Annotated in this window: 15 protein-coding genes; 2 read left to right on the top strand and 13 right to left on the bottom strand. The window is 32.2% G+C overall.

Annotation, left to right across the window (positions count from 1 at the left end; genetic code table 11):
• Positions 1-51: 51 nt before the first annotated feature.
• Entirely contained in the window at positions 52-663 is a 612-nt protein-coding gene (locus tag ACWJKS_RS04765) for a DNA-3-methyladenine glycosylase (protein WP_462960552.1), read from the bottom strand.
• 288 nt (positions 664-951) lie between these two features.
• Between ACWJKS_RS04765 and ACWJKS_RS04760 the strand changes: the two genes are divergently transcribed.
• The gene (locus ACWJKS_RS04760; protein ID WP_462960551.1) at positions 952-2,136 is read left to right on the top strand and encodes a complement C1q domain-containing protein; all 1,185 of its coding nucleotides are present in this window, start codon (positions 952-954) and stop codon (positions 2,134-2,136) included.
• A gap of 183 nt (positions 2,137-2,319) precedes the next feature.
• Here ACWJKS_RS04760 and ACWJKS_RS04755 read toward each other — a convergent pair whose 3' ends face one another.
• The 6 genes from ACWJKS_RS04755 to ACWJKS_RS04730 all read right to left on the bottom strand — a co-directional run bounded on the left by ACWJKS_RS04755 (position 2,320) and on the right by ACWJKS_RS04730 (position 7,372).
• Positions 2,320-2,745 (bottom strand): hypothetical protein, encoded by a 426-nt coding sequence (locus ACWJKS_RS04755; RefSeq protein WP_462960550.1) that lies wholly within the window; start codon positions 2,743-2,745, stop codon positions 2,320-2,322.
• A gap of 57 nt (positions 2,746-2,802) precedes the next feature.
• Positions 2,803-3,987: an ABC transporter permease gene (locus tag ACWJKS_RS04750; protein WP_462960549.1), complete on the bottom strand. Its 1,185-nt coding sequence runs from the start codon at positions 3,985-3,987 to the stop codon at positions 2,803-2,805.
• A gap of 2 nt (positions 3,988-3,989) precedes the next feature.
• A complete protein-coding gene (locus ACWJKS_RS04745; protein ID WP_202881874.1) occupies positions 3,990-4,679 on the bottom strand; it encodes an ABC transporter ATP-binding protein in 690 nt (229 codons plus the stop codon).
• Complete coding sequence (locus tag ACWJKS_RS04740) at positions 4,669-5,814, bottom strand: efflux RND transporter periplasmic adaptor subunit (RefSeq protein WP_462960548.1); 1,146 nt, start codon at positions 5,812-5,814, stop codon at positions 4,669-4,671. The genes ACWJKS_RS04745 and ACWJKS_RS04740 overlap by 11 nt, the downstream gene beginning before the upstream one ends.
• 374 nt (positions 5,815-6,188) lie before the next feature.
• Positions 6,189-6,881: a DUF3793 family protein gene (locus ACWJKS_RS04735; RefSeq protein ID WP_462960547.1), complete on the bottom strand. Its 693-nt coding sequence runs from the start codon at positions 6,879-6,881 to the stop codon at positions 6,189-6,191.
• Between the two features lie 62 nt (positions 6,882-6,943).
• A complete protein-coding gene (locus ACWJKS_RS04730) occupies positions 6,944-7,372 on the bottom strand; it encodes a flavodoxin (protein WP_216302862.1) in 429 nt (142 codons plus the stop codon).
• A 189-nt stretch (positions 7,373-7,561) separates the two neighbouring features.
• On the opposite strand from ACWJKS_RS04730, the gene ACWJKS_RS04725 reads away from it, so the two are divergent.
• A complete protein-coding gene (locus ACWJKS_RS04725) occupies positions 7,562-8,206 on the top strand; it encodes a helix-turn-helix transcriptional regulator (protein ID WP_462954166.1) in 645 nt (214 codons plus the stop codon).
• 149 nt (positions 8,207-8,355) lie between these two features.
• Here ACWJKS_RS04725 and ACWJKS_RS04720 read toward each other — a convergent pair whose 3' ends face one another.
• The 6 genes from ACWJKS_RS04720 to ACWJKS_RS04695 all read right to left on the bottom strand — a co-directional run bounded on the left by ACWJKS_RS04720 (position 8,356) and on the right by ACWJKS_RS04695 (position 15,345).
• Positions 8,356-9,291 (bottom strand): AEC family transporter, encoded by a 936-nt coding sequence (locus ACWJKS_RS04720; protein ID WP_462960546.1) that lies wholly within the window; start codon positions 9,289-9,291, stop codon positions 8,356-8,358.
• 39 nt (positions 9,292-9,330) lie between these two features.
• Positions 9,331-9,693 (bottom strand): DUF1667 domain-containing protein, encoded by a 363-nt coding sequence (locus ACWJKS_RS04715; RefSeq protein WP_462960545.1) that lies wholly within the window; start codon positions 9,691-9,693, stop codon positions 9,331-9,333.
• Complete coding sequence (locus ACWJKS_RS04710; RefSeq protein ID WP_253198160.1) at positions 9,690-10,931, bottom strand: NAD(P)/FAD-dependent oxidoreductase; 1,242 nt, start codon at positions 10,929-10,931, stop codon at positions 9,690-9,692. Before ACWJKS_RS04710 ends, ACWJKS_RS04715 begins: the two co-directional genes overlap by 4 nt.
• Positions 10,922-12,391: an NAD(P)/FAD-dependent oxidoreductase gene (locus ACWJKS_RS04705; RefSeq protein ID WP_216302870.1), complete on the bottom strand. Its 1,470-nt coding sequence runs from the start codon at positions 12,389-12,391 to the stop codon at positions 10,922-10,924. The genes ACWJKS_RS04710 and ACWJKS_RS04705 overlap by 10 nt, the downstream gene beginning before the upstream one ends.
• A gap of 231 nt (positions 12,392-12,622) precedes the next feature.
• Positions 12,623-14,113, bottom strand: coding sequence for a threonine synthase (thrC, locus tag ACWJKS_RS04700; protein WP_462960544.1), 1,491 nt, complete (start codon positions 14,111-14,113; stop codon positions 12,623-12,625).
• A 14-nt stretch (positions 14,114-14,127) separates the two neighbouring features.
• Positions 14,128-15,345, bottom strand: coding sequence for a cofactor-independent phosphoglycerate mutase (locus ACWJKS_RS04695; RefSeq protein ID WP_462959317.1), 1,218 nt, complete (start codon positions 15,343-15,345; stop codon positions 14,128-14,130).
• Between the last annotated feature and the right edge of the window lie 129 nt (positions 15,346-15,474).

The following is a 15,474-nucleotide window of genomic DNA, read 5'->3' as shown; positions in this document are numbered from 1 at the left end:
TTAAGAACCATTCAAAAAATACCAGATTAGTTTAGAGATGATGTAATTTCTCTATTTTACAGATACCCAAATATTGTTTTTAATGTAAAATCTCCATAGAAAGTCCTTTGCTTCTTCTGCATAATCAATTCCAATTCTCTTAGCTTCTATAATTTCAATTTTTTCTTTTTCCACTGCGTCTTCAATATATAGTTCGCTTATGCACAAATCCTGTTTGTTATTTTCCTTATTTATATTCATAGCTATACAGAGCTTAGATGGGCCTGTGGTTAAATTTTTAATTTGAGCTTTTGTCAATTCATTATAACTTTTTTTAAATCTTAGCTTTGACATTTCGTCTAGACCTTCTATTGGCTGAATAGCTCTAATTAAAACTCCTTCAGCAATTCCTTCTTCTTTTGTTATTACATTAAAGCAATGATACATCCCATAAATAAAATATACGTATGCGATGCCAGGCATGCCATATAAAATCTCAAGTCTTGGTGTATGTTTTCCCCCGTAAGCATGACAAGCCTTATCTATTGTTCCAATGTATGCTTCTGTTTCAACTATCTTTCCTCTTAACTTTACTCCATTAACTTCATGTACAAGTGTTTTTCCTAAAAGTTCCTTAGCAACCTGCAAAGCTTCTCTGGCATAAAATCCTCTAATAAGTCTCATTGCAACCTCCTCCTAAGAAATATAATAAATATCTATTTTTAACCATATCTTTCTATTATATATAAGTAACCATTTTTAATCAATGACGATCATAACAATTTTTCACAAAACACATAATTTTCACATAAATAGTTCGAATGGTAATTGTTGAACTAAATTGTTAATATATATCTTTAACACAAAGCAAGGTATTTGCATATTATGTATAGAAAGTGTAAGCATCTTAAATAAAAGAAAGTACAAGCTCTTTAAATAGAAAAAATATTATTAATAAGGAAGGTATCTATATTGAATAAATACAATGATTTTTCTTCTGAAAAATATCAATCTGACGATGAATATGAACCTTATGACTTTTTAATTCCTAAAAAGCACAATTGTAATGACAAATCACACTGTAATGATAAAGACCACTGTGACGAAAGACCACACTGCGATGAGAAACACCACTGTGATGACAAACACGACTGTCATCCTTGCTGTATAAAATGCATAGTTGGACCAACTGGACCAACTGGGGCTACTGGACGAACCGGAGCAACTGGACGAACTGGTGCAACTGGTGCAACCGGAGCTACTGGAGCAACCGGAGCAACTGGACGAACTGGAGCAACTGGTGCAACCGGACGAACCGGAGCAACCGGTGCAACTGGACGAACCGGAGCAACCGGTGCAACTGGACGAACCGGAGCAACCGGTGCAACTGGACGAACCGGAGCAACCGGTGCAACTGGACGAACCGGAGCAACCGGTGCGACTGGTGCAACTGGACGAACTGGTGCAACTGGTGCAACCGGAGCAACTGGTGCAACTGGTGCAACTGGAGCAACCGGTGCTACTGGACGAACTGGTGCAACTGGTGCAACTGGAGCAACCGGTGCAACTGGTGCAACTGGACGAACTGGTGCAACTGGAGCAACCGGAGCTACTGGACGAACTGGTGCGACTGGTGCGACTGGACGAACCGGAGCAACTGGTGCTACTGGTGCAACTGGACGAACTGGTGCAACTGGAGCAACTGGACGAACCGGAGCAACTGGTGCAACTGGTCCAAGTTTTAATTCGTATGCAAATGGTGTTATAACAACAAATAAAATATCAATTCCAGTTGGCGGCACTATTATTTATGATACTGTAGATATTGTAGGACCTGATTTAAGTTATGATCCAACAACAGGTATATTTACAATTAATACAACAGGTGTTTATGTAATCGACTGGAAGTTTGCTGTTACTCCAGATCCTTTAACCTTTGCTTTACAACTTGATTTAGAAGAATCCCCTAGTGGAGTTGTTATTGGTGGTATATCTATTTTAGTAACAAATCCAACTGTAAATGGCTCTAACAAGGTTTATGCCGCAACAGCAGGACAATCTTTTAGATTTGCTAACAATTCAAATGGTCCTATTAGTATAGTACTTGCAGGTCTAGCTGGGGCTATTGGAACTATATCTGTCTTCAGAATTGTTTAACATCAACAGATTATAACTAATTTTATTACCTTAACTGGCTGCCTATAGACGGCAGCCTTTTTGATTACTATTACATTATTTTCATTAACGCACATACAGTCAAATTCTAAAAATCCTGTTAACATAATAAGTTAACAGGATTTTTAATCTAATATTATTTTTTGTTCTTATTAATAACAGGCACTATACATCTATATTTTCAGTTTTAGTGTCAGTACTAAATATTTCTTTTTTCTTCCAAATGAATAATCCCATAAGTGCAGGGATTATCAAACCAACAAGTGATACAGGTTTAAATCCATCACTTACAATTGTATATACGATGTTTGCCACTATAGCAGTAAAATAGATATATATTCCTAATTCCTTTTTCATTAAAATTAAAATAATACCTATAGTTATTATTGTTATTATTACTAAACTAATAATATAAGTAGAAGTTGATACTTGAGGAACATCCATCCCCATTGTTTTATACTGAGCTGCAAGCTTATCTTTCATTAAAAGGGCTACTATAATCCCTATTAACCCAAACCCACTAACAATCAATTGAATAATCGACATTGTTTTTATACCTGCTCCTACTTTTGGTTTTTTAACGTTTTCCATAATTCGCCTCCAATAAATATATTTTTAAAATAATATAATAATGGCTTTCACCAAGATTTAATTGTAAATAGCCTCAATTGGATCCATTTTCGATGCATTAATTGCTGGTATAATTCCAAAAATTATTCCAATTATAACAGAGATTGCAGTTGCTCCTATAACGCTTTCTCCGCTCATAACTGGAGGGAATGGCATAAATACACCAATTATTTTACAAAAAATAAATCCGAATAATATACCAAGTAAACCACCAAGCCCTGTCACCATAATCGCTTCTATAAGAAATTGGAGTAATATACTTTTAGGTTTTGCCCCAATAGCCCTACGTATACCAATTTCTCGTTTCCGCTCAGTTACAGAAACATACATTATATTCATTACACCTATTCCCCCAACAAATAAGGAAATACCACTAATCAATGCTATGAAAGCAGTTAAATACCCAATAATTTGTTCAAATATCTTAGTACTTGCCTGAGGATCCTGTAGCTTATACTCACCTTTTAAATTAGGATGAGACACTATAAGCTCCTTTTTTATGTTTTCAAAAACCTTATTTTTATCTTCACCAGCTTTAAGATAAACATCTAAGCTTGAAATAGCGGCCTCTGTATTCATATCTTCTTTTGACTCCTTTGAAATTAAACTTGTTCCACCTGTTAGAGAGAATGCACCCTCTTTTTCTAGAACTCCTGCTACCTCGTATATAATTCCATTTACCGTTATTCCACTACCTATTGCCTTTTCTGGAGATTCGAAAAGTTTTTCTGCTGATTTATAATCCAACATAATTAACTTTTTAGAATTTTCACTTTTTTTGAAAGAACGACCATACTTAATATTTATTTCTTTATCATCATAATCTTCTAGCCCAATGTATGCTTTTTTATCAAAATACACAGCCTCGCCTGATGTATATCCGCCCATTCCTTGCATATCCTTTGATTCCTCAACCTTTTCTACTCCAGCCACTGTTTTAAGAGAATATGGGTCGGATTTGCTAAAGGGTTCAATCAAGGTTAAATCCGCATCAACGTTTTCTGGTTCAAAATTAACATTTATTTTATTTGCGCTTGTATCCGCCATAGATTCATTCATTTTTACCTTTAACCCATTACCAACTGACATAATGGATATTACAGAGCTTATACCTATGATTATTCCTATCATTGTGAGAAAAACTCTTAATTTATGTGATTTTAGACTGTATATTGAAGTTTTGATTAAATTTATTATAGACATATCTAATCCACCTTTGTTATCACTCCATCTTTTAAATGGATTACTTTGCTAGCATATTTAGTTAAATCGTCATCATGTGTTACCATTATTATTGTTTTATTTTCTTCATTAAGTTTCTTTAGTATATTCATAATTTCCTCTCTGGTTTTACTGTCTAGAGCGCCTGTTGGCTCATCAGCTAAAATCACGTAAGGATTATTAATGAGAGCTCTTGCTATTGCAATACGCTGTTGCTGTCCTCCAGATAATTGTGAAGGTGATTGCTTCTCTTTATGAAGCAATCCTACCGTATCTAAATATTTTTCTACAAGGTGTGCTCTTTCTTTTTTAGGTACATCAGTGCCTTCTTTGTAAAGCAAAGGAAGCTCAACATTCTGACCAATAGTCAATGAATCTATCAAATGAAACTGTTGAAATATAAACCCCAGATAACTATTTCTAAGTTCTGATCTTTCATTTTCACTAAGATGAGTAACATCCTTGCCATTAAACGCATATTTTCCATTATCAAAATGATCAAGAAAACCAAGAAGGTTTAAAAGTGTAGTTTTTCCGCTACCTGATTTCCCCATTATCATAACAAAGTCACCTTGCTCTATAGTTAAATTTATATCCTTCAATACGTGTAATTTAGAATCCTTTAACTTATAATACTTATTAATATTTGTTAACTCAATAAGATTACTCAACAGAAATACCTTCCTTCATTTCTTTAGTAGTTTTCGCTATACGGTCATTTTCATTTAGCCCACTAAGTACAACAACTTCTGATTCCACACCTTTTTTATAAGTAATTGCTTGTTTTTTTAACTTTTTATCCACAACTTTAAACACGTATTGCTTTCCAGCTTCCTCAAGTATTGCACTCTTTGGTATTTTCATATCTTCTTCTTTAAGTTTCACTGTGGCTTGTACATGAAAACCATTGATAACATCTGTTTGTGAATCCAAGGATACATTTGCATCATAATAAGATATAGCAGAAGCTCCACCTGTAGCACCTTGCGCTCCAGCCGCTACATCTGGCGCTGCTGGACTATTTCCTACACTTTTCACCTTTCCTGTTATAGTTTTATTTATAGCGAATATAAGTATATCCACTTTTTGATTTTCCTTTACCTTTGTTTGATCCTTTTCATTAATACTTCCTTTTACATAAACTGTAGTAGACTCTATTACAATATATGGTTTCGTCATATCTTTAGAATCATTTAATATTACTTTTCCATTTATCGGCGCTTTTATATAAGTGTATTCTTTCTCTTTTGAATTTTTAAGCATCCCTTTTGAAGTATCAATTTGAGCTTGCACAGCATCTATTTGATCTGAGTAGCCACTAATTTGAGCCTCAGTACCTGCTGCAGCCGACGCACCCATGGCAGCGGGATCGACACCAGCCTGTTCTGCTTGTTGTTTTGCTTCTTCCTTCTGCTTTTCTAAAAGTTTTTTTGCTTCTTCTTGTTTATCGACTAATTTCTTTTTTTGATTGTTAGCATTAGTAATTTCTTGGTTTCCCTTATCTATCTCATCCGTAACCAAACTGTTCCTGTATGTAAAAAGAGCATCACCCTTATTTACTACTTGTCCATTCGTAACCGAAACCTTATTTATAGTTCCTTTTGTTTCATCTCGATATATATTTTCCGTTTTTTCAGGAACAACAACACCATTTACAAATATTTTCGCTTTAGCCGGTATTGTATATAAAGCTACTTCTTTACCTTTATTACCTGCTGAATCTTTATTGTTTTTAACTACATAGGCAATGATTCCAAATAGTATTATTACACCAATAATGCTTAAAAAAATAATATGTTTCTTTTTCATAGATTTCCCCTCCTATAAATGCACTTTAAATAAAAAAATTTGTTAAATTAATAACAACTTTCAGAATTAGTTTACCACATTCTTCTTTGATTTACAACATTTGCAGCAAAAACTTTGTTTTATGATTTTTTTGCATCCATAAATATGGTTTTATTCCTTATTTAAGCATGATTCATTCGTATTATATTTCATAAAGGTCTATAATTCAATATAAAATGCATTAATCGTCATTATTTAGACATAAACGGAATTTAATCTAATTATCTCCTTCTGTAGTCGATATTAAAATTAAATATATAAAAGTTAAAACGGTGAAATTTTATTAAAAAAATTCACCGTTTATTTTACTCTAGATTCACTATATCTAATTAATGTTATTGAACTCTATACATATCTTTGCTTTCCATATATTGAAATATAGATTCTCCACGCTTTTGTTCTTCTATTTGTTTTAATCGATTATCTTTATTTAAAAGTTCTGTTGGTTTCATCCCTTTCATCATTAATCTCATGATGGTAAATTTAATTTCATCATATTTATTAAAAATAATTTCTGCTTTTTCAATATCATGATATACCTTCCAATAACCTACCATTTTACATTTAGCGTTTGGATAATCAACAAATGATACTACATCTTCTAGAGGATAGCCTAAAAAAATCCCAATTTCGTGAGGGCATATATTTTCGAATCTTTTGCCTAAAAGCAATAAACATTCCTTTATATTCATTTTTTCATTGTATCCAAATCTTTTTAAAAATTCCATGTTTTTATTATCGCTTATACTTAACTTGATTTTTTCTTTATTATAAAATAGTACAAACGTATTTGTTATATCCTTTTTTAATTCAAAGTAATCAATATCTAGTTTAGCTTTCACTTCATCTTTATATCTTTCCCATATGTTATTTAAGTTTCTATTACTATTACTAAAATTAATTAAAGATGATGTCTTATGCTTTTTAATAGTTGGTCCTGCATTACGTATTATTACTGAAAATAAATACTCCAAATCATCATAACCATCTACAATTTCTAACAATCCCCTTAACTCTACTATTCCCATAAAACACCCTCCATTAATTTCACAATAGTGTTAACACTATCAACTTCATATTAAGTTTACTTTTATTTTTTTGATAATAACGCACCTATTTCCTTACACCTTTCAATACCTTCTTTATCAGAATCGTTATTAATTATAAGTCCATCTACTATAATGTTAGCACCATATGTTTCCATTCTCTCTTGCCAATCCTCCATCCATTCTCCATTGCCCCATCCATAAGAACCAAATAAAATAGTGTTTTTGCCGCTTATTGCGCTCGCAATTGACTCAATAAATGGTTCCATTTCTGATTCCTCAAGCTGCTCTGAGCCCATAGATGGACATCCCAAAGCTACTCCATCTGCATTTATTACGTCCTCTACTTTTGCATCGTTCACATTAAGTAGTCTAACGTTTGCATCTACATTTTTTGCCCCTTCCATAATCCCTACTGCCATAGCCTCTGTATTCCCTGTTCCGCTCCAATAAATAATAACTACATTTTTCAAATCAATTTCCTCCTCATATAAAATATTTTGTACATTCATGTGGTAATAATTTCAATGCATTTTTAGACTTAATTTATATTATCTTATTGCATTGATATTGATTATCATTCTTGATTATATTATAATATATTTAAGTTAGAGGTTTTTTAAAATTATTATTGTCTTTTTTAAAAATATTAAGGAGATGCGATGAAAAATTTACTCAATCACACTGAACTGGTCTTAAGTATTGGAAATAACAACTTAGAAACTGCCAATGCCATATATATAAAAAAGATAAATATACTTTTATCTTCATCGAGTAGCCCAGATGAATTAAAAAAACTAATATATTCAATTAATATCTTTATATACACCTATTTCTGTATTAACAATTCAATCCCCTTGGAGGACTTATGCTATAAAAATCTTAAGCTAATGGACACTTGTCATTTGAAGGAAGACTTAATTTCTCTAGGAGAAAAAATTATTAAAAGCTACACGGAAGTCATTAATAATGGTAAAAAAGCATCAGAAAATGAAATTGTAAACAATGCTTTGGCTTATATCCACTCAAATATTGAGAAAAAAATAACCCTAGAAAAAGTTGCAACTCACATTCATATAAGTAGCAACTATCTATGTTATCTTTTTAAAGTGAACACCGGTTTTAAATTTTGTGAATATATAAACATATATAGAATAAATGTGGCAAAAGATATCCTAGATAATTCCTCTTATCCTTTAGATGTGATTTCTACCAAATCCGGGTTTAATAGTCAAAGTCATTTTTGTACCACCTTCAAGAAATATGTAAGCGTTTCACCTAATGAATATAGAAAAAGGACCATCTAGAGCATGCCTATGGTGTTACTAAACAACTCCCAAGCGTTTTTTTAGATGCCTTTGAAACAAAGTAAATTTTTATTAAAAAGCCTTCTTTTCACTTATTTAAATGAAAAGAAGGCTTTTTATATATTCTTTATTTTGTTTCATATATCTTATCAAAGGAGTATTTTATATATAGGAATTATAAATAGACTTAACAACGTGGATAGAGCAATCATAATAGCAGCATATTGGTAATCTGAATCGTAAGATTTAGACACTATAGCAGTAGTAGTCATTACTGGCATAGCTGCTTGAATAATAAATATATTTTTCATGATTTGAGGCAAAGGAATGAATTTACATATTAACACTACCAGTAGTGGCGATATTATAAATCTTCCCAATAAAATGCCCCACATATCCTTATTGAAACGTATTCCTTTTAAATTTACATAATAAATTGTGTTACCTATAAATAACATAGATAAAGGGGTAGTTAAATTTCCGAAATATTTACAAGTATCCATTAGGAATGCAGGTACAGGAATAGCTAAAAGTATTAATATTATAGCTACTACAAATCCCATTAGAGGAGGTGAAAATATTCTTTTTAAAGTATCCGGTGATGCAAATTTATTAGATCCTCCATTCCCATCTTTACTTATTTCAAAAACACCTATAGTCCAAAAGAATGTAGTATTAACTATATAGTATATCAAAACATAAGGAACACATTTTGAACCAAATAGAGCTAAATTTACTGGCAATCCAATAAATATGCTATTAGACACAAAGAACATAGATGCAAAGGAACCACGTCTATTTTTCGTAACATTAAAAACTTTTACAAAGGTCTTGCCAATTAAATAAGTAAGAGCTATTGAAATTATTGGAACTATAATACCCTTCCCTAAACTTAAAAGCTTTGCTCTGTCAAAATCCTTCATAAGATTGCTAATCATCAAAGCCGGTAACGCTACATTGATAACAATTTTTGCGAATAGCTTTGCACCGGACTTATCCATCCAATTTTTTTTCGTTAGCCACCATCCAATAGCTATCATTATAACAATACTAAATATACTACCAAAAGCATTTAAAAGTTCCATAAATACCCCCCTTTTAATTGTCATATTAATTATAATGATTTATTTCTTCCATATAGACTTTGTAGCAATAATATCTACGCCGAGACCCAACACATTGTTAATAATCACTTGTTCAATTTCTATAGGTGCATCAGCTTCTATATTCTTAATTTCTTTCATAACATCAAATATCCTGTTTTTAGGAATAGATGTTGTTGTCCTTACACTAACCAGTGGCATTTCTCCATTATTTACTTTAACTAATGATGAAATAGTTCTCTTAGGATTTTGTATTTCTTGCGTTGCATATGCTATTCCTTTTTTACAGGAAGCTCCAGTTACATTTTTGATAATGTTTTCTTCTAGTTCTAAAGTTAATTCACAACCATTAGGACAAACTATACATGTCATTTCTCTATTCATTGTGATACCACCACCTTAATGTTTTCTTCACTAATAATATCCTCTTTTTTTAATGTTAAGCGTATCATTTCTGCAGGATTCAATTTTTTAAAGTTCCTTGATTTAATCACTTTTTCGCCCTGCACAATTTCTATGACGCCATCTCTTGAGGGCCTACTAACCCTTAAAGTTACTTCTACATCTTGCTTCCCACTTATTTTTTGTGGAACTACATTGTTAATAGTTTTATCTGTTGTTATTAAAATATGACTTTCATTTTGTTTTTCATTTCTTATATATTTTGCTGCTGCCCTAGCAAGCTTTTCTCCTTCATCAGATACAAAATCCACTAAATCATGCACATGAAGCACATTGCCAGCTGCATAAATTCCTTCTACGTTAGTTTGTAAATTTTCGTCCACAATAGGTCCCTTAGTCCGTTCATCAATTTTTACTCCAGCTTTAAGAGATAACTCATTTTCAGGAATAAGACCAACAGATAGTATTAATGTATCACATTGATATTCTATTTCTGTGCCTGAAATAATTTGTCCATTCTTATCTAATTCACTCACTGTTACGGCTTGCAATCTTTCTTTTCCTTTGATGTTTGTTACCGTATGACCTAAATATAAGGGAATATTATAGTCATTTAAACATTGTTCTATATTTCTTGGCAATCCACTAGGATAAGGTAATTTTTCTATTACGGCCAATACTTTTGCTCCTTCTAGTGTGAGTCTCCTTGCCATTATAAGTCCGATATCTCCAGAACCTAGTATAACAATTCTTTTTCCAACCATAATATTTTTTAGGTTCATATAGCTTTGAACTACTCCAGCAGTAAATACACCTGCTGGTCTTGTCCCAGGTATGCTTATAGCTCCTCTTGTTCTTTCTCTACAACCCATGGTGAGCACCACTACTTTAGCTTTATATTTTTTTAGCCCTTCCCTTGTAACTGATATAACCTCCTTGTTATTTGTAATATTTATTACAGTCGCTCCTGTTTGTAATTCAATATTCGCTTTTTTTACCTGTTCTACAAATCTAGCCGCATATTCAGGACCGCTAAGCGCCTGCTTAAATCTTTGTAAACCAAAACCATCATGAATACATTGTTTTAATATTCCACCAAGCTTTTCTTCTCTTTCTAATATTAAAACATCTTCTATACCTTCTTCTTTTAGTTTTAGAGCTGCTGCAAGCCCAGCTGGGCCACCACCAATTATAACTGCTTCCTTTTGAATTACTTCCATTGTCTTACCTCCCCATAAAACATTTTTCCATTTTCTCTTAAATAAGTTATTTCATCTACTTTTTTATTTTTTTCTTTCATAATTATTTCTGCAATTCTAGTTTGACAATATCCACCTTGGCATCTTCCCATCATGGATCTTGTTCTATATTTAATGCCTGTTAATGTATCTACTCCTAATGGATTTCTTATTGCTTGTATAATTTCTGCTTTTGTAACGTTCTCACATCTACAAATAATTTCTCCATAATCTGAATTTTCTTTTATAAGTGCATCTTGTTTTTCTTCAGATTGTTCTATAAACTTTACTACTGCATTTCTTATAGGATTGAATTTTTTATTTTCTTTTAAATCTTCCTTGTTCTTAATTTTTTCTACTACATATTCTGCAATTGGGACTGCTGAAGTGAGTCCTGGCGATTCAATTCCAATTAAGTTAATTACATTAGGGATTTCCTTTCTTTCTTCTATTACAAAATCTGCATATCCACCTTTTTCTTTACTAACAAGCTTTGGTCTAATGCCTGTGAAATTTCTAATAAAATGTTCTCTTTTAATTTGAGGCAATATTTTTGTGCCTTCTTTTATAAGCATGTCCATAACATCCTCAGTTGATGAATAGTTATCATTTTCATCTATATACTGAGCACTTGGTCCGATAAATATATTGCCATGAATTGAAGGCGTAAGATGTACACCAAGACCTCCCTCTTTCTTATTAGGAACTGGATAGGCTGGAATTTCAAGAAACTTGCCTATGCTTTGATCAAGAATAAAATATTCTCCTCTACATGGATATATTGTATAATCTGTAACACCAACCAGACCTGCTATTTTATCAGAATTTAATCCAGCACTATTAATTACCCATCTACTATAATAAGTTTCTCCATTTTTTGTAGTAATTTTATAACAACTTTCTTTTTTTTCAATGTTAATTACTTCTCTACCTAAATAAAAATCCACACCATTTTGGCAAGCATTTTCTGCTAATGCAATTGTATATATAAATGGATCCAATACACCTGTCATTGGAGAATATAAAGCTGCTGTCCCTTCTACATTAGGTGCTAATTCTTTAATTTTTTCACGACCTACAATTTCAAGACCTGGAACTCCATTTTTTTCTCCTAGTGCTTTTAAATCTTTTAATCCTTCCATATCTTCTTCACTAAAGCCTATTACAAGTTTCCCCGTTCTTTTAAAGGGTATATCTAATTCTTTTGCAACTTTATCAAATCCTAAGCATCCTTGTACACAAAATTTTGCCATAAGTGTTCCAGGTTTGCTGTTAAATCCTGCATGAAGCACTCCACTATTCCTACCACTTGTCTCACATACTACATCTAGTTCTTTCTCTAATACACCTATATTAATTTCATATTTTGAAAGTTCCCTTGCAATTGCACTACCAACTACTCCTGACCCGATAACGATTACATCATATTGCTGCTTTTTCAATTACATCACCCCTTACTCTATTTTCAATAATATAAATATTTAAGTTTTCATATTAAGTTGATTGAGTATACTAAATTACCTCAATACTATTCTAACTATTTATAAATATATTGTCAATAAATCCTTTCAATATTTAACCAATTATGGCTAACCCTGTTATTAATAAAAGAAAAACCCTCAAACTAATTAAATAGTCTGAGGGAATGTAATATTAACCATAGGTTGATCCTACTATATTTTAAGAATCTTTTCAAGCTGTATTTGCATCTCATTCTTTGCGCATTTAGTTTTATGAAGTACTGGTCTTGTTTCTAAATCTTTTATCCCTACTGGAATATCGACCTTTGTTATTTTACTAAGTTCCACTATTAATTCAAAGTCATTTAGCCCTGTGTATTTTGCATCTATTGATTTCATAACATCTGGCGTAAATTTATATGGGCTTGCCGTCGACACAATAACTGTCTTCGCACTATCCTTTGATTCTTTTAAATATTTTTGATAAACCGCATAGGAAACTGCAGTATGTGTATCAATTACATAATTAGTAGTTTTATAAACCTCAGTTATTGCCTTTGCCGTATCCTCCTCACTTGCATATCCTCCAAAGAAATCCTTTAGCCCTTTTTTCATATCATCATCAATCTCATATTTACCATCTTTTTTAAGCTTATTCATAAGGTCTTTTATCTTACTTGAATCTTCCCCACTTATAGCATATAAAAGTCTTTCAAGGTTACTTGAAATCAATATATCCATTGAAGGGGACATAGTAATTACAAAATCCCTTACCCTATCATATGTGCCTGTATTTATAAAATCAAATAATACTTTATTTTCATTTGAAGCACAAATTAGCTTTTTAATTGGTAATCCCATTTTCTTTGCATAGTATCCTGCCAATATATCGCCAAAATTACCAGTAGGAACACAGAAATTTATCTCTTCCCCTATTTTTATGTCTCCCATATTACAAAGCTGAGCATATGCATAGAAATAATATACAACCTGTGGTATTAGTCTTCCAATATTTATTGAATTAGCTGATGAGAACATTTTATTGTTTTCTTCTAATCTCTTGAGAAGGCCCTCATCTGTAAGCATCTGTTTAACTCCATTTTGTGCATCATCAAAGTTTCCATCAATTCCGATTACAAAAGTATTATCCCCAGATTGCGTTAACATCTGCCTTTTTTGAATCTCACTAACACCTTCCTGTGGGAAAAAGACTATTATCTTTGTGCCTTCTACATTTGCAAAACCTTCTAGTGCTGCTTTGCCTGTATCACCAGATGTGGCCGTAAGAATAACCATTTCTTTATCAATGTTTAACTTCTTTACTGCATTTTTTAAAAGATAAGGTAATATTGATAAAGCCATATCCTTAAATGCTAAAGTTGGTCCATGGTATAATTCTAAAAAATATAATCCACCATTCTTTGAAATCGGCGCAATAGCTTTCGCATCAAACTTTTCATCATAAGCCATATCTATAGACTCTAATAAATCCTTTTCATCGTAATCAGTTAAAAATTCTTTCATTATAGTAAATGCTAATTCTTTATAATCCATATGACATAATTCAGCAAGTCCTATAGTTAACTTTGGTATTGATGTTGGTACAAAAAGTCCCCCATCCTCACTTAGTCCTCTTGCAATAGCTTCTGCGGATTTTACTTCTTTTTCATTTCCGCGAGTACTCTTATAATATATTTGTTTCATAAATTTTTTTCCCCCTATATACTACCTTTTATAAAGTAATCCATTAACTTATATCCTTCCGGAAAATATAGTCCTGTCTCTTTAGCCGCGAATTCATTATAAGAGCCATTTAGGTTGTCCTTTTCTTTATTACTTTCATATATTAAAAACGGAACCGGCTCTCCTGTATGAGTCCTAAGTACGAGTGGTGTAAGATGATCTGGGAGTATTATCATTTTATAATCTTCACCGATTCTATCCATTTCATCTTTTATAACCTTTACTATTTGATTGTCTATGTACTCTATGGCTTTATATTTATTTTCTATTTCACATCTATGTCCACATTCATCTGGAGCTTCAACATGAATATAAACAAAATCATTCCCCTTTGCCATTTCGCCTAGAGCGGCCTCTGCTTTACCTTTAAAATTAGTATTAATATTTCCAGTAGCCCCTTCTACATCAATAATGTCCATCCCTGCACACATTCCTATTCCTTTTATTAAATCAACAGCAGAAATTACTGAGCCTTTTAAATTATATTTTTTATAAAAGCTAGACAAGAGCGGTTTCTTTCCTTCACCCCAGATCCATATTGAATTAGCTGGCTTTAGTCCCCTTGCTACTCTCTTTTTATTTATATCATGCCCTGATAAAAATTCGAAACTTTTTTTCATCATTTCTTCAAATATTTCACTACCAAGTCCTTTAGGCATATAATCCTTTACCTTTTTATCTAGAATGTCATGTGGTGGTGTAAGTTTCCAAGAGTATGGTCCGTTATCCCATATCATAAGATGCCTATAGCCAATACCTGGATAAAACTTTATTGCCTCAGCGTTTAAATACTCACTTAATTCTTTTATTAATATTCCTGCCTCTTGCGTTGTAATTTCATCAGAACTATGGTCAATCATAATTTTTTCCTCATAGGGCTGGTCGTCAGATACCGTTACCAAATTACATCTAAATGTTACATCTGTATCTAACATTTGGACTCCCATGCTTGCTGCTTCAAATGGTGAACGTCCACTATAGTACACAAATGGATCATATCCCAAAACAGCCATGTTTGCTGTATCGCTGCCTGCCGGCATACCCTCTGGCACAGTTTTAGCTAATCCTTGAGTGCCGTGCTTTGCCATATAATCTATAGTAGGCGTATTAGCGTATTGAAGAGGTGTTTTGTCGTTAAGCTCCTTCACAGGATAATCTGCCATTCCATCTCCTAGTACTACAATATATTTCATATTAATACTCCTTTTTATTATTATTTATTATATGTATTCACCATAATCATCTGACTATCATTCTTTATACTACTATACGTAAAAAAGAGCTTTATCAAATTATTGTTTTTTATTGTAACTCATATAAAA

The organism is Clostridium sp. CM038 (genome assembly GCF_055081105.1).
The sequence above is the reverse complement of the archived record's forward strand: the minus strand, read 5'-3'. Positions and strand labels throughout refer to the sequence as shown.

Excerpts from the sequence above, each read along its gene's own strand:
- ACWJKS_RS04765 (WP_462960552.1), bottom strand. The coding sequence starts at position 663 with ATGAGACTTATTAGAGGATTTTATGCCAGAGAAGCTTTGCAGGTTGCT.
- ACWJKS_RS04755 (WP_462960550.1), bottom strand. The coding sequence starts at position 2,745 with ATGGAAAACGTTAAAAAACCAAAAGTAGGAGCAGGTATAAAAACAATG.
- ACWJKS_RS04750 (WP_462960549.1), bottom strand. The coding sequence starts at position 3,987 with ATGTCTATAATAAATTTAATCAAAACTTCAATATACAGTCTAAAATCA.
- ACWJKS_RS04740 (WP_462960548.1), bottom strand. The coding sequence starts at position 5,814 with ATGAAAAAGAAACATATTATTTTTTTAAGCATTATTGGTGTAATAATA.
- ACWJKS_RS04735 (WP_462960547.1), bottom strand. The coding sequence starts at position 6,881 with ATGGGAATAGTAGAGTTAAGGGGATTGTTAGAAATTGTAGATGGTTAT.
- ACWJKS_RS04725 (WP_462954166.1), top strand. The coding sequence starts at position 7,562 with ATGAAAAATTTACTCAATCACACTGAACTGGTCTTAAGTATTGGAAAT.
- ACWJKS_RS04720 (WP_462960546.1), bottom strand. The coding sequence starts at position 9,291 with ATGGAACTTTTAAATGCTTTTGGTAGTATATTTAGTATTGTTATAATG.
- ACWJKS_RS04715 (WP_462960545.1), bottom strand. The coding sequence starts at position 9,693 with ATGAATAGAGAAATGACATGTATAGTTTGTCCTAATGGTTGTGAATTA.
- ACWJKS_RS04710 (WP_253198160.1), bottom strand. The coding sequence starts at position 10,931 with ATGGAAGTAATTCAAAAGGAAGCAGTTATAATTGGTGGTGGCCCAGCT.
- thrC (WP_462960544.1), bottom strand. The coding sequence starts at position 14,113 with ATGAAACAAATATATTATAAGAGTACTCGCGGAAATGAAAAAGAAGTA.
- ACWJKS_RS04695 (WP_462959317.1), bottom strand. The coding sequence starts at position 15,345 with ATGAAATATATTGTAGTACTAGGAGATGGAATGGCAGATTATCCTGTG.